The organism is Streptomyces sp. NPDC048637, from assembly GCF_040650675.1.
In the GTDB taxonomy this organism is placed as follows: Bacteria; Actinomycetota; Actinomycetes; order Streptomycetales; family Streptomycetaceae; genus Streptomyces.
In genome coordinates this window covers 155,424-177,911 of sequence record NZ_JBEZHQ010000009.1, presented here as the reverse complement: position 1 = coordinate 177,911, position 22,488 = coordinate 155,424, and the positions used below count along the sequence as shown (strand labels likewise).

The following is a 22,488-nucleotide window of genomic DNA, read 5'->3' as shown; positions in this document are numbered from 1 at the left end:
GAGCCGCGACGCACTGCCGTGGTCCCCCCCATGACATCCGCTCACGAGAAGGGCTATCGCCCTGTGCCGGTCACTGGCACGGACGCGCTGTCAACCACGTCGTGATCCACAACAACTAGACAGTTCCGAGGGCTTCGCGCAGGAGCGAGACGGCCTGATCGACGGCTGCTCGGGTGGCTTTGGACTGACTGAGCGAGTTGAGCATCATGAAGTCGTGCACCGTGCCGTCGTAGCGCACCGTGGTGACCGGAACGCCGGCGCCGCGCAGCTTGGCGGCGTACGCCTCGCCCTCGTCGCGCAGCACGTCGGCCTCGTCCACGATCAGCAGGGCGGGCGGCAGGCCGCTGAGCTGCTCGGCCGTGGCCTGATTGGGAGAGGCGGTGATCTCCGAGCGCTGCTTCGGGTTCGTGGTGTAGGCGTCCCAGAACCACTCCATCAGCTTGCGGCTGAGGTAGTAGCCATCGGCGAACTCGTCGTAGGAAGCGGTGTCCATGGCCGCGTCCGTGACCGGGTAGTACATCGACTGCTGCACGAAGGTGACGTCACCGCGCTCCTTGGCCATGAGGGCCAGCGCAGCGGTCATGTTGCCGCCGACCGACTCGCCGGCCACCGCCATGCGCCGCGCGTCCAGGCCCTTCGACGCCCCCTCGCGCGTGATCCACTGCGCGGTGGCGTAGCCCTGCTCAATGGCCACGGGGTAGTGGGCCTCTGGCGACGGTGTGTACTCCACGAAGGCCACCGCCGTGCGGGCCCCGACCGCAAGCTCCCGCACCAGACGGTCGTGGGTGTCCGCGTTGCCCAGCACCCAGCCGCCGCCGTGCATGTACAGCACGACGGGCAGCGTTCCGGTGGTGCCTTTCGGCTTGACGATGCGCACCCGCACGTCGCCCACGGAGGCCGTGACGGTGATCCACTCCTCGTCGACCGGCAGCTTGTCGACCGGCGCGGCCTGCAGGTCGTCCAGGACCTTACGCGCTTCGGTTGGCTTCAGCTCGTACAGGAACGGGTGGTGCGAAGTTGCGTCGGCAAGCTCTTGCGCGGGGCGCTCCAGGACGATCGAGGCGGTTCGAGCAGTCATGACAATGCTCCCTGTCACTACCGAGAAGCCCATGGTGAAGAGGGTCAGGCGCGTGATGCCCGTCCTGGGGCATCGGCGTCACCGCACGTCCGGTTTCCGGCCGAGCCCCTGGTCAAGCCCTCGATGGGGCGATATGTCCATCGTAGTCGCGGCCTTTGCGATCCTCGACTGCGGACGTCGATCGACGAGGTTCGGAAATACCGACCGACGAAGCGCCGTGAGGTCGGCAGCGGCAGTCATGGAGGCCCTCCCGCGGGCGCGTCCTCACCGTGCCGGATCCATGGCCGCCTCCGCGGCCCCGCCCGAAACGGTCCACGAGGCACGGGAGTTGACCTGTGCCACTGTCGCCCGGGTCAGCTCCTTGTAGTCGCTCGCCATCTCCGTGGCCTCGTCGACGGGCAGCGCCCCGCCGCGCTCCGCCGCCCGCGCGATGATCTTCTCCGGTCCCAGCTCGCGGTTGGCCAGGACGATCGCGTTGACCGTCGGCCGGCGCATCGTGTCGTAGCGGCGGAGCGCGGTCTCGGGGTCGTGCTCCCGGGCCAGGCACCAGGCCAGTACCCGGGCGTCGACGATGGACTGCGATCCGCCGTTCATACCCATCGGGAACATCGGGTGGGCCGCGTCGCCGAGCAGCGTGACCCGGCCGAAGCTCCAGCGCGGCAGGGGGTCGCGGTCGAGCATGGGGTACTCGAAGATCGCCGATGAGCGCTCGACCAGCTTCGCCAGGTCGACCCACGGCAGGCTCCAGCCCGTCACGCCGGTGAGGGCTTCCGCCGTCGTGATGCGGCGGTTCGAGCGGTTCGAGCGGTCCAGCGGTGCGGCGCGCGTGCTGTGGCGCACTTCGAGCACCCAGTTCATCAGGGCGTCGCCGCTCTTCGCCACCCGGTCCTTCGCCACCCGGTCCTCGATCGGGTAGGCGACGAACTTCGCACCGGGGGTGCCGCCGGCCACCACGATCGACCGGCCGTCGAGGAGGTGAGGGTACGGTGCGACCCCGCGCCACATGTGGACGCCGTTCCCGTGCGAGGGGCCTTCGGCCGGGTACAGCTGGGCGCGTACCGCGGAGTCGATGCCGTCGCAAGCGATCAGCAGGTCGGCGTCCTCGGCCACGGGTGTGCCGCCGGCCCGGTCCAGGAAATGGGCCCGCACGCCGTGCGGCGTCTGCTCGAAGCGCTGGAAGCGCAGACCGGTGCGGATGCAGTCCGACCCCAGGCGCTTGCGCACCGCCGCCAGCAGCATCAGGTGCAGACGGCCGCGGTGTACGGAGTACTGCGGCCAGCGGTAACCCGCCGCGAGCCCCAGGGCTTCCTCCCACACCGGCTCGCCCGCCCGGTCGCGGTAGCTCAGCCGCTGCGGGGGCAGCGCGATGGCGGCCAGTTCGTCGGCCAGGCCGAGTTCCGCGAGTTCCCGTACCGCGTGCGGCAGCAGATTGATTCCCACGCCGACCGCCTCGATCGTCCGTGCTGCCTCCCGCACCTGCGGACGGAACCCTGCGGCGTGCAGGCTCAGCGCGCAGGTCAGCCCGGCGATGCCCCCTCCCACGACGGTGACTCGCATCGGCCGTCCCTCCGTTCTCCCGTGGTCGGGAAGGTTGTTGGGAAGCACAACGCACATTCCGGCTGCCGGGTTCCGCGAGGCGCCGACGGGGCGACCCTGCACGTAACCCCGTTCCGGGCCCGGACCGAGTCAGGTCGGAACGCCGCCCGTACGGTCCAACTCCGCTCGAAACGCGACCACTTGCATGTTCAGTACGAACTCGAAGCGTTCCTTGCAGGTACCGGCGGTGACGTGCGCGGCGGCCTGGCTGCTGGCAGCCCGGGCAAGGTCGTCGAGAAACGACAGCGGACGGCAGCTCGAAGGGGAGCGGGCTTGGCTCTCCCCAGATTCTCCCCAGCGGCCTGAGCGGTGAACGTGGCACCCGCCCGCCGGGACTCCGGCCCGGCGGGCGGCTGGGTGGCCGTGCCGTCAGCCGAGGGTGACCGATCCGCCCTTGACGGTCACCTTGGCGGGTGCCAGCCCCTTTGTGGCGGGGCCGGTCTTCACGCTGCCGTCGGTGATGTCGAACTTGCTGCCGTGGCACATGCAGTTGATGGTGCCGCCGGCGACCTCGCCGACGACACAGCCCGCGTGAGTGCAGATCGCGGAGAAGGCCTTGATGTCGCCGTCCTGGGGCTGGGTGACGACGACCTTCTCGCCCTTGAAGATCTTGCCCCCGCCCTTGGGGATCTCCGACGTCTTGGCGAGGGCGGGGCCGGCCTCCCCACCAGCGGAACCGTCCGCCCCGCTTCCTCCGGTGCCGCCCGAACCGCTGTCGCCGCCTCCGCTCGTCCCCGGGGCGGCCTGATCGTCACCCGTGGCCTTGGAGCTGCCGCTCCCCTCGTCCGCCATGCTGCCGCCGCAGGCCGCCAGTGCGGCCGTGAGCCCGGCCGCGCCGACCGCCGCGACGACGGCCCGCCGCCCTGCCCCGCGCCCCGCCGGCGCCAGGCCGGTCTCCTCCGTCGCCGTCGTCGCTTCGGTCGCCGTCCGCTCCGACGCTGCCTGTCGAGCCATGGTGTGCCTCCGGTTCTTGGTGGTGCCTTCGGTGCGCGTTGTGCTCCTGCTCCATGGACGTTGCACAAGGTCCATACGGAGCCACCGCCCGGAGCGTTCAACGCGGGCAGGTGGCATGTGCCATCCGCCGGAGCGGCCGACGGACGGGTGGATGGGGGGACGGGTGGAGGACGGGTGGATGGGTGGACGGAAGCGGACGAGCGGTGGCCGTGACGGACACCGACCGGCTGCCTTGAGGGACGCCCACGAAGGAGACCGACGACCGGAGCGACCAGCTGGAGCGACCGGCCGGAGCGACGGGCCGCGACGGGCCGCGACCGGCCGAAGCACCCGGCACGAAGGCACCCAGCAAGAACGCACCCGGCAAGAAGCCGCCCGGCAGGCCGGCCAGAAGGCACCGCCGGGCGCGAGCTACCCCGTCAGCCCTGGTCGGCGTGCTCCTCCAGCGCCTTCAGCAGGAAGTCCCGCTGGAAGTGCAGCAGCTGCGCATTGACCGTGTCGTCGGCCGGCAGATGCGTGGCACCGGGCAGCGGCAGCACACTGTGCGGCTTGCCCGCTGCGAGCAGCTCCGCCGAGAAGCGCAGAGTGTGCGCGGCAGCCACGTTGTCGTCCGCGAGCCCGTGGACCAGCAGCAGCGGGCGGCGCAGCAGATGGCCGTGGCCGATCAGGGAGGAGCGCACATAGTTCTCCGGCTGTTCCTCGGGGTGGCCCAGGTACCGCTCCTTCCAGTGGGTGTCGTACATCCGCTGGTCGGTGGGCGGGGCGCCGGCGACCGCCGCGTGGAAGATCTCGGGGTGGTGCAGCACGGCGGCCGCGGCCAGGAACCCGCCGAACGACCAGCCGCGGATCGCCACCCGCGTCAGATCCAGGTCGCCGATGCGCTCCCCGGCCGCCCGCAGCGCATCCACCTGGTCCTCCAGCGCGGGTGTGAGCTGGTCGCCGTGAATGGTCTTCTCCCAGGCCGGGCCCCGGTTCGGGGTTCCGCGTCCGTCGACCACCAGCACCGCGAACCCCTGCTCGGCGAACCACTGCGACACACAGGTGAACCACTCGCGAGCCCGTCCCGCGCACTGTATGCCCGGCCCCCCGTACGGGTCGAGAAGCACCGGCAGCTTTCCGGTGCCCTCCTCGTGCCACGACGGCAGGAAGAGGGTGCCGTGCAACTGCCGTTCCCCGAGCGTGAGATGGACCGGCCGCGGGATGACCGACGGCTCCTCGGCGAGCGAGGTGAGCGCCTGGTAGGGCGGGTCCCCGGCCGCCCCGTCGCCCCGCAGCACGCCCGCCTCGTCGCCCCGCGGGGTCACGCCCGCCAGGACGACCGTGCCGCCCCGCGCCACGCCCGTGTACCTGCCGGGGTCCCGGCTCAGCCGGCGGTTGCCGCGGCCGGGCTCATGGCACCACACATGCGTCTCCAGCGGATCCTCGCTCGCCGTGAACAGCACCCGCTCGCCCTCGACCCCGAGGACCGCGCGCAGCTGCAGTCCCGACGGGGTGACCCGTCGGCCGCCGACGGTCAGATACCGGGTGTCGGCCTCGTCCTCGGGGAGCACCAGGGCGCCCGACGCTGTACGGGCCGGAGTGCCCTCGACGAGCTCCACCCAGGCGGGGTCGGTCCGCTCATGCAGCACCTCGGTGGCACCGGTCTCCGGGTCGATCGCGAGCGTGCGCACTATGCGCTGGTCGCGGCTCTGCACGGTGATGTACGGACCGTGCGTATCCCAGCCGGCCGCCACGACGTACTCGTACGCCTTACGGTCCCACTCCACCTCGACCCGCTCACCCTCCAGTGAGAGGAGCTGCAGGCTGACCTCCGCGTTGGGGGTGCCGGCCGCCGGGTAGCGGATCGCCTGCGGCGGCTTCGTCGGGTCGGCGGGATCGCCGATGTAACGCTGTTCCACAGGACTGGTGTCGACCCTGGCCAGCAGGACGCGGCGGCTGTCCGGCGCCCACCAGTAGCCGCGCAGCCGGTTCATGGACTCGGCGGCCACGTATTCGGCGAGCCCGTAAGAGATGTCGGGGCCCTCCGCGCCGGCCAGCTGCCGGTCGGTGCCGGCCAGATCGACGACGTGGAAACAGCGGCGGCTCACATAGGCGATGTACCGGCCGTCGGGGGAGGGGCGGGGGTCGATCACCGGACCGGCCGCGGGGACGGAGAACGGTGTGCCGCCGTCGGTACGCACCGCCCACAGGGCTCCCGACAGCGCGAACGCCACCAGACGGGCGGCCTCGTCCGTCGCGTACGACACCACTCCCACCGACCGCTCGCGGGTACGCTCCCGGAGCAGCCGCTCCTCCTCGGGGACCGCCCCGGGACCGGCCCCTACCAGGAGCGCCGGATCGGCCAACAGCCGTTCCGTGCCGTCCTCGTACTGCCACAGCCGGCCCACGGGATCGGTGCCCGAGACCGTACGGACGAAGAGCACCCGGCGGCCGTCGGGGGAGACGGTGAAATGCCTGGGCACTCCGAGGGAGAAGCGGCGGCTGCGGGCGAACTGACGGGGAAAGTCGGCGGAGTTCGTGGGCGGCTCGGATGTCACGGTGCTGCTGAGCAAGATGCTGTCCTCCAGATACTGAGGGTGTTCCGGTCTGCGGCGTTCCGGTCTGTGGTGGTCCCGGGGCACGGCGATCCCTGGAGGCAACTTAGGCATGGCCCGGATGCAGGGAGAAGGCCCGGTGGCGACGTGTTTGCGCGCAGCGCCGAGCGCCGGTACCTGACCGGGCACAAAGGGAATGAATGTCCAGCGACCGGCGAAGCCGTGGCCGGTGGGGAAGACGACCGGAGGCACGGCGTCCGTGCTGTCACGCCGGTGCGTGCGGGCGGGCCGCTCCCGGGAATCGTCGAGCCGACGATTTCGGTACTTCTACCACAGGGTCCCGTCGAGGCGGACCTTGGGCGGGACCGACCGCCGGGATCAGCTCCCGTACAGCTCCGGGCGGCGGTCCCTGAGGTAGGGCGTGGTCCGGCGTGCCGAGGCCAGCGTGGCGGGGTCGGCCTCGCCGAACAGCAGCTGGTCCCCGCTGGATGCGGGTGGAGTCCGCAGGAGTGGTGCCGGCGGCGGCTTCAGTCGGCCATCCCTGTAGGGGCAATGCTCCTTTTCCGGCCATGTGTTGGGGAAGATGGCGGAGAGCGGCGGTGATCGGGGTGGCCGTACGGAAGGTGCCGATCCGCTACAGGACGCGTCACTGATATGCGCTGTACCGCACACCACGCTCGGGCCCCGGGAATTGAGGATCGATTCCCGGCCAATGCCACCCTATTGAGGCCATGGGTGTCGGCCAAAGGAAACCGAGAACCCCTACCCCCGGTCGGTATCGTGGCATCCGGCGATCGCTCCCGCCGGGGGCATCGGAAAATACGGGGAGATTCGATGTTCGGACGGCACCTGTGGGCGCCCCTGCGCGGCCTTGCGCTGTGCGGGCTGGGACTCACCGCCGGCCCGATGCTGGCCGCCGTCGGCCTCGGCACGCTCTGCGGCATCCAGTCGCTCGCCCAGTGGTACCGCGATCCGCTCAATGTGTACCGCATCCTCGCGAGCCGGTGGTGCGGGGTGGACATTCCGGTGCCCTACCAACCCCCGCCACCACCCCCCGAGCCCGAACACGACGGCTGGTACCGCTACAAGAACCGGCTCTATCTGACCCCGAAGAAGCTTTCCTACGAACGGCGTTGGGACTGGCTGTTCAAGGACCCGGCCACCTCCCGGGACATCCTGTGGATGCTGATCAACCCCTTCGTCGGCAGCATCACGGCGCTGCTGCCGCTCATCCTGGTCGTGGTGGGAGCCACGTTCCCCTGGAACTGGCCGGGACATGCCGGGATCACCGTCCCGATCGCCGTGGCGACGGCGCTGGCCGGCTTCGGCTTTGGACCGGTCCTGCTCCATCTGCACGGCCGCTGGACCTGCCAACTGCTCGCGTCCGCGCCCGACTCCGGGATACGCCGTGCGCTGATCTGGATCGGCCGTGGCGGGCTCGCCACCTGGCGGCTGGCGCTCACCGCCGGACTCGCGGTCGCCGAATTGGCCGCCGCCCTCATGCATCTGCTGGCCATGGTGCCGATCCTGCTGTGGGCCTGGCCGACCGTGCTGGTCGCCGGCCGGCAGCTCACCTCCTGGCGCCGGCATCAGATCCAGGAGTGGACCGGCATCCGGATCGACCGGCCGTATCTGCCCGAACCGGCCCTGCCACCGCCCCGGCCCGACGGCACCTACCAGATCGGCCGCACGCTGTACCGCACCCCGGAGATGGCGCTGCGGTCCCTGCGGTACCGGCAGAACGCACGGGATCTGGCCACCTGGCGGGACCTGCTGTGGCTGCTGCTCGACCCCGTGGTCGGGGTGCTGCTCGCCGCGCTGCCCGTGGTCATCACCGGCTACTGCTTCTTCGGCCTGATCTGGTCGTGGGCCTGGGCATCGCTGCTGCAGCCCTTCGTCGACTTCCACACGTTCGACCGCTGGCCCCTGCTCATCCATGCCATCCCGGTCATCGGCGACTACCCGATCGCCACCGCCCCGCTGATCGGCCTGATCGGCACCCTGACCGGGAGCCTGCTCGCCATCCCGCTGCTGCGGCTGCACGGCCTGTGGAGCTGGCTCCTCCTCGGGCCGACCAAGTCGGCGCTGCTCGGCCGCCGGGTGGACCAGCTCACCGAGACCCGGATGGAGGCCCGGGAGACCCTCTCCTCCGAGCTGCGCCGGATCGAACGGGATCTGCATGACGGAGCGCAGGCGCAGTGGGTGGCCATGGGGATGAAACTCGGCGCCATCGAAGCGCTCATCGAACGGGACCCGGCTTCCGCCAAGATGATGGTCGGGACCGCCAGGGAAGCCTCCGCGAAGGCGCTCATCGAGTTACGCCATCTGATCCGCGGGATCAACCCGCCGGTGCTCGCCGAACGCGGTATCGCGGACGCCATCCGCGGGCTGGCCCTGGACTCGCCGCTCTCGGTCGGTCTGCGGATCGACCTGCCCGGCCGCCCGGAGCGCCCGGTCGAGTCCGCCGCCTATTTCGCGGTGTCCGAACTGCTCACCAATGTTTCCAAGCACGCCGAAGCGGACCGTGTGCGCATCGACGTGCGCCACACGGCGCAGCATCTGCGGATCGCGATCACCGACAACGGGGCCGGTGGCGCCGATCCGGCGAAGGGCAGCGGGCTGCGCGGCGTTCAGCGGCGGCTCGCTACATTCGACGGAAGTCTCGCCGTGCACAGTCCACTTGGCGGTCCCACCACAGTCACTCTGGAGATTCCGTGCGTGTTGTCCTCGTAGAGGACCTCTACCTGCTGCGCGAAGGTCTGACCCATCTGCTCACCGCGCACGGCTTCGAGGTCGTCTCCGCAGTCGAGACCGGGCCGGAGCTGCTCACGGCGGTGCAGGAGCACCGGCCCGATGTCGCGATCGTGGATGTCCGGCTACCGCCCACCTTCACCGATGAGGGGCTGCAGGCGGCGCACGAGGCCCGCCGGCGGATCCCCGGCCTGCCCGTCCTGGTGCTGTCCCAGCACGTCGAGCAGCTCTATGCGCGCGAGCTGCTGGCCGACGGTTCCGGTGCCATCGGATATCTGCTGAAGGACCGGGTGTGCAACGCCACGCAGTTCGTGGACGCGCTGCGCCGGGTCGCCGAGGGCGGTACCGCGATGGACCCGGAGGTCATCTCCAAACTGGTGGAGAGCAATGCCCATCAGGAGCCGCTCGGTACCCTGACCGCCCGGGAACGGGAGGTCCTGGAGCTGATGGCCGAGGGCTGTTCCAATGCGGCGGTCTCGAACCGCCTCTACATCAGCGAGGGCGCGGTGAGCAAACACATCGCCAGCGTCTTCACCAAGCTGAATCTGACCAACTCCAACGACACCAACCGCCGGGTGCTCGCGGTCCTCGCCTACTTGAACAGCGCGAACCTGGACTAGAGATTGTCCGGTGGGCCGGCGCCGGGGATCGCACCGGCTCATCGCACCGGCTCATCGGACCGGCATCAGGCGGCCCGGGTTCGGAGGTTCGGTGGCCCCGGGCGCAGGGCGTTCTTCGGGTTGACCGTGATGACGTCGAAGTTGCGGACCGTGCAGTTCAGCCGATGGAACATGTCATCGGCGCCGGTGACATAGAGCGTGTCCACGCCGAGCCCGACCATCGAGGTCACCATGTCCGGCCAGCGGATCGCCCGGTCGAAGGTGTCCAGCAGCATCGTCCGCATCGCCTCCGCGGAGTCCACCACCGTTCCGTCGGCGTCCGAGATCACGGGCAGCCGGGGCGCCTTGATCCGGTACTGGGGGAAGACCTCCGCCTCCGCCTTGCGGCGCAGTGCGCCGAACGCACTGGCATGCACCGGCGGGCGCATGGTGTACAGGGAGTATCCGCCGAGGCCCCGCACCGCCCGGATGAACTCCTCGACCCGGGATTCGGGCAGCGACACCATGTAGAACCCGCGTTCCAGCTCCCCGGAAATGTCGAACCACTCACCCCGGGCCCGCATGTCGTCCAGCAGGGCATGGAACTCTTCGTCCGGAACGCGGTAAACGGAGTGCGTCACCACGTCCGAGTGCTCGGTGGTGAAGTACTCTTTCTCGCAGCGCGCCAGCTCCGCCGTCATCCGTACGACATCGGTGAAATCGAGCGAACCGGCGTACACGGCCGCTGCCTTCTGGCCGAAGCTGGCCCCGGCACAGACGTCCGGGCGCATACCGAACCGGTCCTCGGCCCGGTCCGCGGCGGCGAGCGAGGCGATGAGGAAGGCCAACTGGGCGTACTCGGAGTAGTCGGCGCCGGCGTCGTGGAACCGCTCCAGTACGGAGTAGCCGAGCACCTCGTCGGCGGCCGCGAGCCGGTCGCGTGCATACCGGTCGAGCACCAGGAACCGGCCGGCGCTCGCGAAATCGAACCGGCCCATGCCGGGGAACAGTACGGCGGTCCGCGGCGCCGTACCGGAGCCTCGCCCGCCGGCCGGCGCAGTAGGGGAGTCCCACCCCTGCGCTTCAGTCTGCCCCATGCTCAGGCACACACCTTTTTCAATGTTTTGATGTTGGTGATGGTCCCCTTGACCCACACCGCCACCCGGCCGAAATCGCGTGCGGCCTCCGCTCGTGCCATGCCATATTGATGGGCCACCTGGCGCATGGCCTTCGCGGCCTCACGGTCACGCACGTTCTTCGACAGCTCGCGTAATTCCTTGCCCTTTTTCTCGTAGTCTTCGGCCTTCTTCGGGTCCGGCACCAGATCGACGATCCGGAGTGCCTTCACACAGGCGGAAGCCTTGTCCTTGAGTTCGGACGACTTATTGGAATGCCCCTTCTCCGTGCACCCCGCGGTCAGCAGTACCAGTGCTAACGCGAGGACACGGACACGGGCCGCCCCCCTGGCCATATGAATCCTCCCCATGTCTTGTGCTGTGGTCGTCAACACCCTTCTGGATGACGGCCGTAGCGGGTTCAGCGTATCCGGTCCGCTCCTCGCCTGTCACCGATGTGCGGAGCAATCGGGACGGCCTGATGCATGGCGCAAATTAGGGGGTTCGCCGGTACGGGATAGGGGTAGCCCGCGTGGGATCCCCGCTCTAACCTGGCCACCGCAAGTGACGTGGGATTTCGCGCGCCCCGATCGCTTCGCGGCCCGGGTGGCGGCGGGCTGCCCAGGCATGAATGGCTGCCGTGAGCAGGGGAAAGGGCCGCGCCGCCACTGCTGACGGAACGGCCGTGGGCCGTCGGCGGGCCTGAGGCACGCGGGGCCGCGGCCGGTGATTTCGCCACCCGGCCTTCCCGCGACCCGTATCCGCGCGCGGAACTTCCCTGCACGCGCGGAACTTCCCGGCATGTGCCGAACTTCCCTGCACTTGCGGAACTCCCCTGCTTCACACCCGTGCGCCGGGTAATTCACCACGAGCGCGAGCGCGAGCGCGAGCGCGAGCGTGAGCGTGATCGTGACGGAACCGCCGGCACAACCCCTGAACAGCCATCACTGCCCCGCCCATATCTCAGGGTTGCGCGATATCCCTTAGGGGAGGCTAGGGGTTGGAGTACCTGCCGACGGCTCCGTAGCGTGGCGCGCAGTGAGTCGAAGGGGGATCTGTCGAGCTTGGAATTCTTGGGAAGCCGACTGCGCGGACTAATTGCGTGCCCTCAACAGGGCGATTGATGCGGCGGCCGGCACGGCAGGGTCTGCCGCTGCCGTGTGCGCCGTACAGGTGTCGTGGCGTTCGGTGTCTTTCGGTGTCATCGACGTAAAGGTCCTCCGACCGATTCAGTGGAGTGGAATACGGTGGCGAACAACGAGGGAAAGCTGCTCGAGTACCTCAAGCGGACAACGGCTGAGCTTCGGGATACTCGCGCCCGGTTGACGGAAACCGAGCGAAAAGAGTCGGAGCCGATCGCCATCGTAGGAATGGCGTGCCGCTATCCCGGTGGGGTGTCCTCACCGGAGGAGCTGTGGGCGGCGGTGTCCACCGGGACCGACGGCGTTTCGGAGTTCCCCGTCGACCGTGGCTGGGACGTGGACTCGCTGTACCACCCGGACCCCGAGCACATCGGCACCTCGTACACCCGGGAGGGCGGATTCCTCCACGAGGCGGCGGAATTCGATCCGGGGTTCTTCGGGATCTCCCCGCACGAGGCGGTGGCGATGGACCCGCAGCAGCGGCTGCTGCTGGAGGTGTCCTGGGAAGCCATCGAACGTGCCGGGATCGACCCGACCTCGCTGCGGGGCAGCAAGACCGGCGTGTTCACCGGCGTGATGTACCACGACTACGGTGCGGGCGTCTCCGGTGTTGCCGAGGATGTCGCGGCGTTCCAGGGCAATGGGGCCGACTCCAGCGTGGTCTCGGGCCGCGTGGCGTACCTCTTCGGCCTGGAGGGACAAGCGGTGACCGTCGACACCGCCTGCTCCTCCTCCTTGGTGGCGCTGCACTGGGCGATTCAGGCCCTGCGGGCCGGCGAATGCAGCATGGCGCTGGCCGGTGGTGTGACTGTCATGTTCACCCCGGAGACCTTCATCGACTTCTCCCGGCAGCGCGGTCTCGCGGCCGACGGCCGCTGTAAGTCGTTCGCGGCCGCCGCGGACGGCACCGGCTGGGGCGAGGGCGCCGGTGTGCTGCTGGTGGAGCGGCTGTCGGACGCCCAGCGCAACGGGCATCCGATCCTCGCCGTGGTGCGGGGCTCCGCGGTCAACCAGGACGGTGCGAGCAGCGGGCTGACCGCGCCGAACGGTCCGGCGCAGCAGCGGGTGATCCGGCAGGCGCTGGCCAACGCCCGGCTGTCCACCGGTGACGTGGACGCGGCGGAGGCGCACGGCACCGGTACGAGGCTGGGTGACCCGATCGAGGCGCAGGCGCTGCTGGCCACGTACGGGCAGCACCGGCAGGAGGACCAGCCGCTCTGGCTGGGCTCGATCAAGTCGAACATCGGGCACACCCAGGCCGCCGCGGGCGTAGCCGGTGTGATGAAGATGGTGCTCGCCATGCGGCACGGGGTGCTGCCGAAGACCCTGCACGTGGACGAGCCCTCGCCGCAGGTGGACTGGTCGGCCGGCGCGGTGGAGCTGCTCACCCGGGCACGCGAGTGGCCGGACTCCGGTCGCCCCCGCGGCATGGCCGGCCGGCTCGGCGAGGCCGGCCTGCGCCGGGCCGCCCGGTCCGGTTTCCCGCCGCTCGCCCCGGCCGAAGGCCTGGCGCTGTTCGACGCCGCGCTCGCCACCGCAGAGACCACCCTGGTCCCGCTGCGGATCGACCAGGCCGTGCTCCGGGCCCGCGCCGGCGGCGTCCCCGCACTGCTGGCCGGGGTGGTCCGGGCCCCGTCCCGGACTGCCGCCGCGGCCGGAACCCCGGCTCCGGCCGCGGATTCCCTGGCCACCCGGCTGGCGGCGCTCTCCGCCGAGGAGCAGCGGCGCACCCTGCTGGGCCTGGTCCGTTCGCAGGTCGCCGAGGTCCTCGGCTATGACCGCCCGGAGGCGGTGGCCGGCGGGCGGGGCTTCCTCGAACTCGGTCTCGATTCACTCGCCGCGGTCGAACTGCGCAACCGGCTGACCGCCGCCACCGGGGTGACCCTGCCGTCCACGCTGGTCTTCGACCACCCCACACCCGAGGCGGTCGCCGAGCACTTGGCCACTCGGCTCATCGACAGCGAGGCGGACCGGACCACCTCGGTGCTGGCCGGTATACGGTGGCTGGAGGCGGAGCTGGCGGCCGTCACCCCGGATGACGAGGAGTACGACGGGGTCGCGGCCCGGCTGCGCGGACTGCTCACCACATGGGCCGAAACGCATCACCCCGAAGAGCGGGCACAGGAGTCCGCACTGGGTTCCGCCACCGCCGAGGAACTCTTCGACATCCTCGACAGCGAACTGGAGGCCGGCAGGTAACGACCGGGAACGTGCCACGGCAGGTCATCGGTCCCCGGCTCCCAGGGGACCGATGACGCCCGGGGCGCGTCTACCAGCGGACCGGCATCGCATGCAGTCCGAAGACCAAGTTGCCGTATTTGAACGGAAGTTCATCCATCGGCTTGTCGAGCCGCAGGGAGGGCATCCGCCGCAGGAGCGTGCCCAGCCCGATCTCCAGCTCGGCGCGGGCCAGATTCTGTCCGATGCACTGGTGTACCCCGTATCCGAAGGCGATATGGTGCCGGGCCTTGCGGTGGATGTCGAACGTGTCGGGGCGTTCGAAGGCCCGCTCGTCCCGGTTGGCCGAGGCACTCAGCACGTAAATGCCCTCACCGGCCTTGATTTTCCGGCCGTCGATCTCGATGTCCTCCAGGGCGACCCGGTCGAAGGCGGCCCAGTCCGACACGGAGTGGAACCGCAGCAGCTCGTCGACGGCACCGGGCAGCAGCGCGGGGTTCTCGCGGAGTTCGGCAAGCTGCTCCGGATGCTCCAGCAAGGTCAGCATGCCCAGCGGGAGCATGTTCGCGGTCGCCTCATGTCCGGCGGTCAGCAGCAGGAAGGCCATGCCCACCAGAGCCGCGCGGGTCAGCTCGCCCGTGCCGACCTGTTCGTTGATCAACCGGCCGATGAGGTTGTTGCCGGGTTCTCGCACGGCCGCCTTGACCAGCTCGTCAAGGAAGTCGATGAGCCCCTCCATCGCCGCCTTGACCTGCTCGGGCCCGGCGTTCAGCTGGACCAGTGTCCTGGTCGCGGACTGGAAGTACTCGTGATCCTCGTACGGGACGCCGAGCAACTGGCAGATGACCAGCGAGGAGAGCGGCAGACCGAGATCCTCCACGAGGTCCGCGGGGGAGCCCTGCGCCAGCATGTCGTCGATCAGCCGGTCGGTGATGCGCTGGACCTCCGGACGCAGCTGGTTCATCCGCCGCGCACCGAACTCGGAGATGAGCATGCGCCGGTAGTGGCTGTGCCGGGGCGGATCCAGGTTGATGAACTGGCCCTCGTGGAACTGGGCAACCTCCGCCAGCTCGGTGAGCTGCTCGGCGGTGAGCGGTTCCCCGCCGCCGGCGGCCTCGTCGGCCGGCGGCGGTTCCTCGGGCGGCCGGACGCTCGGGAAGCCCGGCCGGCTCGCATCCGAACTGACCCGTGGGTCGGTCAGCAGTTGCTGTGCCTCGGCATGCCGGGTCACCACCCAGGCGGTACCGCCGTGCGGAAGCTGCACCCGTACCAGCGGGGAGTCCGCTCGCAGGCGTTCGTACTCCGGCGGTGGGGCGAAGGGGCAGCGCCGGGCCATGGGGAAGCGTAATTCCTGCACCGACCCGCTGCTGTCAATCTCCGTCATGGAATGCTCCCCTCAAAGTAATTGTCAGGCGACAGGCCAGAAACTTATTGCCGGGAGGAAGAGGCGTCAAGATTCAAAAGATTTTGCCGAGTGAATGCGAATGAGTTCGCTATTGCGCGTCAAGCGTCCCGCGGCATGGTGCAGGGTGGGCGAAGAAATGCACTCGCATTGCCCATATCGGGCGTCAATTCGGCGGCAGATGAATAAGCGGAAAACCCTCTGGCGTGCGGAGTGAAACCCCTGATCATCCCGCCGGAACCGGATGGGAAACGCCGGCGCAATGAGGTGAATCGTCCCCGCGGGCGCGGCCGGGCCCGTGCGGCGGGCGGGGCGTCCGCCCCGGGCACCTCCGGCGGCCCGCCGGACGGGTGGGGGTAGAGGTAGCTCCACCTTTTCTTGGGACCTAGCTGGGATGTCTCACCGCTCATCTCCAGCCACCATGGAGCATGTTGGAGAGCCTCGTGGGGAGACCGAACCATGCACGACACCGATGTGACCAGGCCGCATACGCACTACCGAGCCCAGGCCGGGAAGCTCACCGGCCGCCCGCCGCACCCCTGTGCCGACCACCCCCGACAGGGCACGCGGCAGCTTCGGCCCGGTGATGCCTGATGGTGTCCCCTCCGCCGCTCTTCCTGCGGGGCCCGGGTCCCGCAAAGCCATTCGACTCTCAACTGGGGGAGACGTGAACCACTCGGCCGAGTCGCATTCCTCGTCCGTGACCGATCATGCGGAAACGGATACCAAGGACGAGCAGAAGAAGGTCCCGGAGAATTTCCAGGACCAGCTGGCCTTCGCCTGGGATTACATCGGCGGGGTCTACGGCACGATCCTGACCATCCTGCCGGTCATCACCTACATCGCGGTCAATGCGCTGACCAGCATGTGGCCGGCGATCTGGGCATCGATCGGCACCGCGGTCCTGGTGGGCATCTTCCAGCTGCTGCGCAAGGAAAAGCTGGCCGCCGCATTCGTCGGTCTCGGAACGGTGCTCATCACCTCCGGCGTCGCCGTGTTCGTCGGTGAGGCCAAGGGCTACTACCTGCTCGGCAACTGGATCACGGTCGGTATCGGCAGCATTCTGCTGCTGTCCGTGCTGGTGCGCCGGCCCCTGATCGGTCAGGTCTGGGCGGCGGCCAACCTCCAGGGAACGTTCTGGCGCAGGGACCGGAAATCGCGGTTCTACTACGACCTGGCCACCCTGCTCTGGTCGATGCTGAGCTTCTCCCGGTTCGCGGTGGAGCGATGGCTCTACAACATGGACGAGACCACCTGGCTCGGCATCGCGCGGCTCGTCATGGGCTGGCCGCTGACGTTCTTCGCCGTGATGACCAGCATCTGGGCGGTCCGCAAGGTGGATGGGCGACGCAAACTCTACGACCCGAATTACAAGGACCCCAAGGAGAAAGCGGAATCCGGGGACTCGGCGGACGCCGAGAATTCCGGCAGCCGCGGAGAATAGCGACGCCGAGCCCATGCAGTCAGTGGGTGAGGCGGCCAACAGGTGAATGCCCCTCCCCCGTGTGTCGGCGGCGGTCCGTGATCGTCGCTGTCCAGGGGTATGACACCGCCACGATTTCCGATCCGCTGTTGCGGATCGGAAATCGTGGTTTGTGGGCCCATCCCATAGGGGCGCCCGCGGACTGTTAGGGGTTGCCGACGGCACGGCCGGCAAGCACTGTCGTGCGAGGGTTTCAACACGTACGGAAGTCTGAGGGGATGCACACGTGAACGCGCACGCCGATGAGGATCTGTGGGTCCGACGGTTCCATCCCGCGCCGGAGGCGGCGACCAGGCTGGTCTGCCTGCCCCATGCCGGCGGCTCGGCCAGTTTCTATTTCCCGGTGTCCAGGGCGCTCGCCCCGGCGATCGATGTGCTGGCAATTCAGTACCCCGGCCGTCAGGACCGCCGCACCGAGCCCTGCCTGGACAACATCGCGGATCTCGCCGACGCGGTGACCGAACGGCTGCTGCCCTGGACCGACCGGCCGCTGGCGATATTCGGGCACAGCATGGGAGCCACGCTCGCCTTCGAGGTGGCGCTCCGCCTCGAACAGCGCGAGGTCACCCTGCAGGCCCTGTTCGCCTCCGGGCGCCGGGCGCCGTCCCGGCACCGCGAGGAAACGGCGCATCAGTACGACGACGCCGCACTGGTCCGGGAGATCAAGGCGCTCAACGGCACCGAGTCCCAGACACTGGACGACGAGGAGATGCTCCGCGCGGTGCTGCCCGCGATCCGCAGCGACTACCGGGCCGCGGAGACCTACCGCTACCAGCCGGGGCCGCCGCTGAACTGCCCCGTGTACGCCATGATCGGGGAAAGCGACCCGAAGGTGAGCATCGACGAAGCCCGCTCCTGGAACGATCACACCATGGGGCACTTCGAGTTGCAGACCTATCCCGGCGGGCACTTCTACCTGAACGCTCAGGCGCCCCGCATCATCGGCGCGATCTCACAAGCGGTGTCGGCGCCTTCCGGAACCGCCTGACGGTGCAGGCATGGGCCTGCACCACCCGGTGCAGGCCCTCCTCATGCGGTCCGGAGGCGACGCCTGCTCACTCCGTGAGCCGGACCGGCGCAATCTTGTGGAAGACATCGCCGGGGCCGGGGTTCTCCGGGGCCGTGCTGCCGCCGAGGTGGTTGACCACACCCCAGACCGCGTTCAGCGCGGTGGTCACGGCGCCCTCGGCGAACCCGCCGGTCCAGGAGATGTCGTCGCCGCACAGGAAGAAGCCACGGTGCCGCGGGTCGAGCTCGTGCTGCATGAAGTGGCTGAACAGCCGGCGCTGGTAGCGATAGTGACCGGGCAGATTCGCCTTGAAGGCACCCATGAACCGCGGCTCGGTCTCCCAGGTGATCGTCAGCGGTGCGCTGATGAGGTGCGAGCGGATGTCCACGCCGGGGTAGATCTCGCCCAGTTTGGTCAGCAGCAGTTCCAGTCGCTGCTCCGCCGACAAGGTGGCGAACTTCAGCGAGTCGTCGTTCCAGGTGTAGGACAGACACATCACGCCCGGCCGGTCCGGGCCCGAGTCGAACAGGTAGACGCTGCGCGGCATCCGGTCCGTGAGCGTCATACCCATCGCCCTCTCGCCGGTGTGCGGATCGGTGTCCAGCCAGAAGGGCCGGTCGGTCAGCACGAACACCTTTGAGGAACCCATGTAGTGGGTGCGTTCGACGGCGCTCCACAGGTCGGCAGGGAGCAGATCCGGATCGCTGTCCACCTGATTGAGCAGGGCCCAGACGTGCGGGCTGAACACCACGGCCGGATACCGGTCCCGGCGTCCGTCGGCGTCCGTCACCTCGTATCCCCCGGCAGCACGTCCGATGCGCACGGCAGCGGGCCGGGGGTCCCCCCGTGCAGACCGGCCAGCGAGGTGCCGGCCGGCCAGTGCGCGAGCCGGTCGGGCCGGCGCGTCCACAGCCCACGCGGCAGTTGCTGGGCGCCGCCTTCGATCGTCATCTGGTCGTCGTCCGCCGCGGTACAGACGACACGGAGGATCTCGATGATGGAATTCGGGAAGTCGGTGTCCCAACCGCCGGTGCCGAAACCGACCTGACCGAAGATCTCCCGGTGCCGGAAGGAAGCAAAGGCCGGACTGGTGGCGAGGAATCCGTAGAAGGACTGGTCGTCGTACTCCCTGACCAGCTGATTCCATATCGCCTTCAGCACGGGTATATCGCGGCGGCGGATCGCGTCCTGCATGCTGGAGAGTTCGGCGCGGTCCTGCAGCGCCTTGGCCCAGGCATCCGCCACTTCCTGGAACTCCGAGGGCAGCTCGTCCGCCGACCGCGCCCGGTGTGTGCGTCCCTCCAGATGCACCAGGGTGGCAGGGGTACAGGGCGCCAGCGGATTGGGGAAGGGCGAGGTACGCAGACCGAGTGCGTCGATGTAGTGGAACAGCGTGGTCGCCGACACCGGGAAACGCATCGCGCCCATCTCGGCCAGTAACTCGGGATGTTCGGGGAACGGCACCGAACGCATCCGCCCGCCCAGCTGTTCGGCCTCGTACACCACCGGCCGCAGCCCGAGCCGCATCAGCTCATAAGCCGCGGTCATCCCGGACATCCCGCCGCCGATCACCGCGACCGGAGTGCCGTGCCGATGCCGGGGTACGGCGCCGAGCCCGGCCGGATGTCGCAGCCAGTCGTCATAGGCGAAAGGGAAATCCGGCACGAACATGGTCACTCGTTCCGAACTGGCCAAGGTCATGAGGCAACCTCTCGATCGGTCGCGGTCGGAGCGGATCCCGTTACCACTCGGGTCGGCGTTCCCGCAGATAGGAGTGGCGGCACGCGCCGTACGAAGTTCCTCGTGGGCCACCGGTATTCCCCGGTGGGAACCTAATTTCCGCGCACAATGCGCGGCAACCCCTACCGACCCCGGCTTCACAAAGCCGGACCCGCAGACTCGCACACACCCCCTGAAGGCGGTTCAGGGGTATCTGGCCCACGAGTTCGCGGCGTATTTTGCGTGCCCCGTCAGGACCGTCGGGCAAAGGACTCTGCGTGCGGGAATTCCTTTCCACCGGCCTTGCCGGTGCACTGCGGGCGCGGCCCGCTTCCGGGCGCCGTCGGGGGCCGGTCCCACGGGGCGGCAGCCTGGAGCGGGGAGTGCCGCCTCTATAGACTCGTCGGGTGAGCAGCGAAACCGAGGTGCCGCGTCCGGAGCAGCTGGACGAGGACGACCTGCTGCTGGCCAACGCCCTCCAGGCCGCGCCCCGCGCGACATGGAGCGAGCTGGGAAAGGTGCTCGGACAGGACGCGGTGACGTTGGCCCGCCGGTGGGAGCGCCTCCACAGCAAGCGCCTGGCCTGGGTCACCCCCGCGCTGGGCCCCGGCCTCCTCTACCGGACGTGCCGGGCCTTCGTCGAGATCCACTGCGAGCCGGGCAGCGCCGCACAGGTGTCGGCCGAGCTGTCCCGTCAGCCCCATCTGCTCACCATCCAGCATGTCGCCGGCACCTATGACCTGTTTGCGATCGCCTTCACCCCGGACTTCCCCTCGATGTCCGACTACCTCCTCACGAGCCTGCCCCGGCAGGAGGGGGTCGTCCGCGTCCGTTCCCACCTGGTGACACGCAACTACCGCACGGGATCACAGTGGCGCCTGGGCGTGCTGAACCAGCGCCAGGAGCGGGCCCTGCACCGCACCCGGCCGGAACCGCAGGGTGCCGAGGCCACGGCGTACAGCACCTGGGAGCGCGAACTGATCGTCGCGCTGAGCAACGACGGCCGGATCCGCTACACCGATATCGCCACCGAGCTGGGTGTCACCCCCCGGACCGTGCAGCGCCGCCTGAACCGGCTGCTGGGCAACCGTGACCTGCTGCTGCGCTGCGATGTCGCATGGCCCCTCGCGGGCTGGCCGACCGGCGCCCTGCTGTGGCTCAACGTCCCGGACGAGCGGCTGGAGGAGGCCGGCCGTACGCTCGGCGCCTTCCCGGAGACCCGCAGCTGCGCGGCGCTGTCCGGCGCGAACAACCTGCTGGTCACGGTCACTCTGCACTCGGTGGACGCGCTCCACGACTGGGCGGTGCAACTGCGCCAGGCACTCCCGTACGCGGAGATCGCGGACCGTTCCGTGGTGCTGCGCCAGGACAAGCTGTGCGGCCATGTGCTGGATGCGTGGGGACGAAGCCGTGGCGTCGTCCCCCTCGACATCTGGCGTCCGAGCGGCCTCAGCCGGTGAGACGGGTGGTGCCCGTACGGCCGCCGACGACGGGGACCGCTACGGCGGGGCGCCGCAGACCCGCACCGAGCGTCTGCTCGATCCGCCGGGCCAGGCGCAGTACGCCGAGGTCATCGCCGCTGCGCCCGACGATCTGCACCCCTACCGGCAGCCCGTCCGCGGTGAAGCCCGCCGGCACCGACAGGGCGGGGACACCGAGCACGGTGAACCAGTACATGGAACGCATGCAGTCGAGATAGTTCTCGCTCCTGGTGTGACCGATGCGCTCCGGCCACAGCTGATCCGCGCTCCACGGCACCACCTGGGTCGTGACCGTCACCAGATAGCGGTACTCGCGGGTGAACTCCGCGAACCGCTGGAACAACTGCCCGCGCAGCTTGTGTGCGCGCATCAGACCGGCCGAGGTCGTCGCCAGCCCGTGCTCGATGTCCTGGCGGACCCTGATGCCGAAGGCCTCCGGGTTCGCGGCGTACCGGTCACCGTAGTTGAGCGCCCGGTACCAGCCGCGCAGCGTGCGGAACGCCTCATCGGCTCCGGTCATGTCCGGGGCCGCGACGCCGACCTTGCGGGAGATCCCGGCCAGCGCCTCGTGCACCGGCTGCATCGCGGTGCGCACGGCGTCGTCGACCGCCAGTTGGCCGCCGAGGTCCGCACTCCACGCCACCGGGACGTCCGAGAAGTCGTGCTCCAGACCGGCGTTGAACCGGGATGGGTCGCCGAGGCCCCAGGGGGACCTCGGATCGGCCCGGGTCAGCACCGTCATCTGCAGCGCGACATCGTCGACGGTACGGCCGATCGGTCCCTGGATGCTCAGCGGTGCGAACGGATCGTTGGCCGGCCACATCGGCACCGAGCCCACCGAGGGCCGCAGCCCCACGACATTGCAGAAGGTCGCCGGGTTGCGCAGCGAACCGCCGGTGTCGCCGCCGTCGGCGAGGGCCACCATGCCCGTCGCGACGGCGGCCGCCGCACCGCCGCTGCTGCCGCCGGCCGTCAGGCTCAGGTCGTACGGGTTACGGGTGGGGCCGAACAGCTCGTTGGTGCTCTGGATGCCCGCACCGAACTCGGGAACATTGGTCTTGCCGAGCGTGACGGCACCCGCGTTCACCAACTGCTCGACGACCAGCGAGTCATGGTCCGGCACATGGGCGGCGAAGAGCTTCGAACCGTAGGTCGTCCGGATGCCCTTGGTCGGGGAGAGGTCCTTGTGCGCGACCGGGAGGCCGTGCAGGGGACCCAGCAGCTCGCCCCGTGCGACGGCGGCGTCGGCGCGGGCGGCGAGCTCACGGGCGCGGTCCTCGGCGAGCGTGATGATCGCGTTGACCTTCGGGTTCACCGCGTCGATCTGGGCGAGGTGCGCGTCGAGGATCTCACGCGCCGACACCGCACGGCGCCGCTGGAGCTCCACCAGTTCCCGGGCCGGCAGCCACAGGAGGTCATTCTCGGTCACAGAGATCAGCAGTCCTTT

General features: G+C 69.4%; 13 protein-coding genes and 2 pseudogenes. 6 read left to right on the top strand and 9 right to left on the bottom strand.

Annotation, left to right across the window (positions count from 1 at the left end):
- Positions 1-115 precede the first annotated feature (115 nt).
- The 4 genes from AB0C46_RS15010 to AB0C46_RS14995 all read right to left on the bottom strand — a co-directional run bounded on the left by AB0C46_RS15010 (position 116) and on the right by AB0C46_RS14995 (position 6,180).
- Positions 116-1,078 (bottom strand): alpha/beta hydrolase, encoded by a 963-nt coding sequence (locus tag AB0C46_RS15010; protein WP_362828237.1) that lies wholly within the window; start codon positions 1,076-1,078, stop codon positions 116-118.
- A 264-nt stretch (positions 1,079-1,342) separates the two neighbouring features.
- Positions 1,343-2,635 (bottom strand): FAD-dependent monooxygenase, encoded by a 1,293-nt coding sequence (locus AB0C46_RS15005; protein WP_362828236.1) that lies wholly within the window; start codon positions 2,633-2,635, stop codon positions 1,343-1,345.
- A gap of 408 nt (positions 2,636-3,043) precedes the next feature.
- Positions 3,044-3,628, bottom strand: coding sequence for a Rieske (2Fe-2S) protein (locus AB0C46_RS15000; RefSeq protein ID WP_362828235.1), 585 nt, complete (start codon positions 3,626-3,628; stop codon positions 3,044-3,046).
- A gap of 419 nt (positions 3,629-4,047) precedes the next feature.
- The gene (locus tag AB0C46_RS14995) at positions 4,048-6,180 is read right to left on the bottom strand and encodes a prolyl oligopeptidase family serine peptidase (protein WP_362828234.1); all 2,133 of its coding nucleotides are present in this window, start codon (positions 6,178-6,180) and stop codon (positions 4,048-4,050) included.
- Between the two features lie 816 nt (positions 6,181-6,996).
- Here AB0C46_RS14995 and AB0C46_RS14990 point away from each other — a divergent pair.
- Together AB0C46_RS14990 and AB0C46_RS14985 are read left to right on the top strand one after the other, a co-directional pair.
- Positions 6,997-8,895, top strand: coding sequence for a histidine kinase (locus tag AB0C46_RS14990; RefSeq protein ID WP_362828233.1), 1,899 nt, complete (start codon positions 6,997-6,999; stop codon positions 8,893-8,895).
- A complete protein-coding gene (locus tag AB0C46_RS14985) occupies positions 8,877-9,533 on the top strand; it encodes a response regulator transcription factor (protein WP_362828232.1) in 657 nt (218 codons plus the stop codon). The genes AB0C46_RS14990 and AB0C46_RS14985 overlap by 19 nt, the downstream gene beginning before the upstream one ends.
- 65 nt (positions 9,534-9,598) lie before the next feature.
- Here the strand turns inward: AB0C46_RS14985 and AB0C46_RS14980 are convergent, their stop codons facing one another.
- Complete coding sequence (locus tag AB0C46_RS14980) at positions 9,599-10,609, bottom strand: ACP S-malonyltransferase (protein WP_362828231.1); 1,011 nt, start codon at positions 10,607-10,609, stop codon at positions 9,599-9,601.
- Between the two features lie 2 nt (positions 10,610-10,611).
- Positions 10,612-10,983 carry a hypothetical protein gene (locus AB0C46_RS14975; RefSeq protein ID WP_362828230.1) on the bottom strand — a complete coding sequence of 124 codons (372 nt, stop codon included), beginning with the start codon at positions 10,981-10,983 and terminating at the stop codon, positions 10,612-10,614.
- A 900-nt stretch (positions 10,984-11,883) separates the two neighbouring features.
- On the opposite strand from AB0C46_RS14975, the pseudogene AB0C46_RS14970 reads away from it, so the two are divergent.
- Positions 11,884-13,968, top strand: a pseudogene (locus AB0C46_RS14970) (beta-ketoacyl synthase N-terminal-like domain-containing protein); the annotation flags it as partial.
- A 70-nt stretch (positions 13,969-14,038) separates the two neighbouring features.
- Here AB0C46_RS14970 and AB0C46_RS14965 read toward each other — a convergent pair.
- Positions 14,039-15,331, bottom strand: coding sequence for a cytochrome P450 (locus AB0C46_RS14965; protein WP_362828229.1), 1,293 nt, complete (start codon positions 15,329-15,331; stop codon positions 14,039-14,041).
- Between the two features lie 718 nt (positions 15,332-16,049).
- Between AB0C46_RS14965 and AB0C46_RS14960 the strand changes: the two genes are divergently transcribed.
- Positions 16,050-16,793, top strand: a complete 744-nt coding sequence (locus AB0C46_RS14960) for a DUF3159 domain-containing protein (protein ID WP_362828228.1) — start codon at positions 16,050-16,052, stop codon at positions 16,791-16,793.
- A gap of 265 nt (positions 16,794-17,058) precedes the next feature.
- Positions 17,059-17,820, top strand: coding sequence for an alpha/beta fold hydrolase (locus AB0C46_RS14955; RefSeq protein ID WP_362828227.1), 762 nt, complete (start codon positions 17,059-17,061; stop codon positions 17,818-17,820).
- Positions 17,821-17,887: 67 nt separating this feature from the next.
- Here the strand turns inward: AB0C46_RS14955 and AB0C46_RS14950 are convergent.
- Positions 17,888-19,542 (bottom strand): annotated as a pseudogene (locus AB0C46_RS14950) (NAD(P)/FAD-dependent oxidoreductase).
- Positions 19,543-19,967: 425 nt separating this feature from the next.
- On the opposite strand from AB0C46_RS14950, the gene AB0C46_RS14945 reads away from it, so the two are divergent.
- Positions 19,968-21,020, top strand: a complete 1,053-nt coding sequence (locus AB0C46_RS14945; RefSeq protein ID WP_362828226.1) for an AsnC family transcriptional regulator — start codon at positions 19,968-19,970, stop codon at positions 21,018-21,020.
- Here the strand turns inward: AB0C46_RS14945 and AB0C46_RS14940 are convergent.
- On the bottom strand, positions 21,010-22,470 hold the full coding sequence (locus AB0C46_RS14940; protein ID WP_362828225.1) for an amidase family protein: 1,461 nt from the start codon (positions 22,468-22,470) through the stop codon (positions 21,010-21,012). The two genes, AB0C46_RS14945 and AB0C46_RS14940, sit on opposite strands and share 11 nt — an antisense overlap.
- Positions 22,471-22,488: the final 18 nt, after the last annotated feature.

Bases quoted from the DNA above. Each gene is read 5' to 3' on its own strand.
- AB0C46_RS15010 (WP_362828237.1), bottom strand. From the start codon at position 1,078: ATGACTGCTCGAACCGCCTCGATCGTCCTGGAGCGCCCCGCGCAAGAG.
- AB0C46_RS15005 (WP_362828236.1), bottom strand. From the start codon at position 2,635: ATGCGAGTCACCGTCGTGGGAGGGGGCATCGCCGGGCTGACCTGCGCG.
- AB0C46_RS15000 (WP_362828235.1), bottom strand. From the start codon at position 3,628: ATGGCTCGACAGGCAGCGTCGGAGCGGACGGCGACCGAAGCGACGACG.
- AB0C46_RS14990 (WP_362828233.1), top strand. From the start codon at position 6,997: ATGTTCGGACGGCACCTGTGGGCGCCCCTGCGCGGCCTTGCGCTGTGC.
- AB0C46_RS14980 (WP_362828231.1), bottom strand. From the start codon at position 10,609: ATGGGGCAGACTGAAGCGCAGGGGTGGGACTCCCCTACTGCGCCGGCC.
- AB0C46_RS14975 (WP_362828230.1), bottom strand. From the start codon at position 10,983: ATGGCCAGGGGGGCGGCCCGTGTCCGTGTCCTCGCGTTAGCACTGGTA.
- AB0C46_RS14965 (WP_362828229.1), bottom strand. From the start codon at position 15,331: ATGACGGAGATTGACAGCAGCGGGTCGGTGCAGGAATTACGCTTCCCC.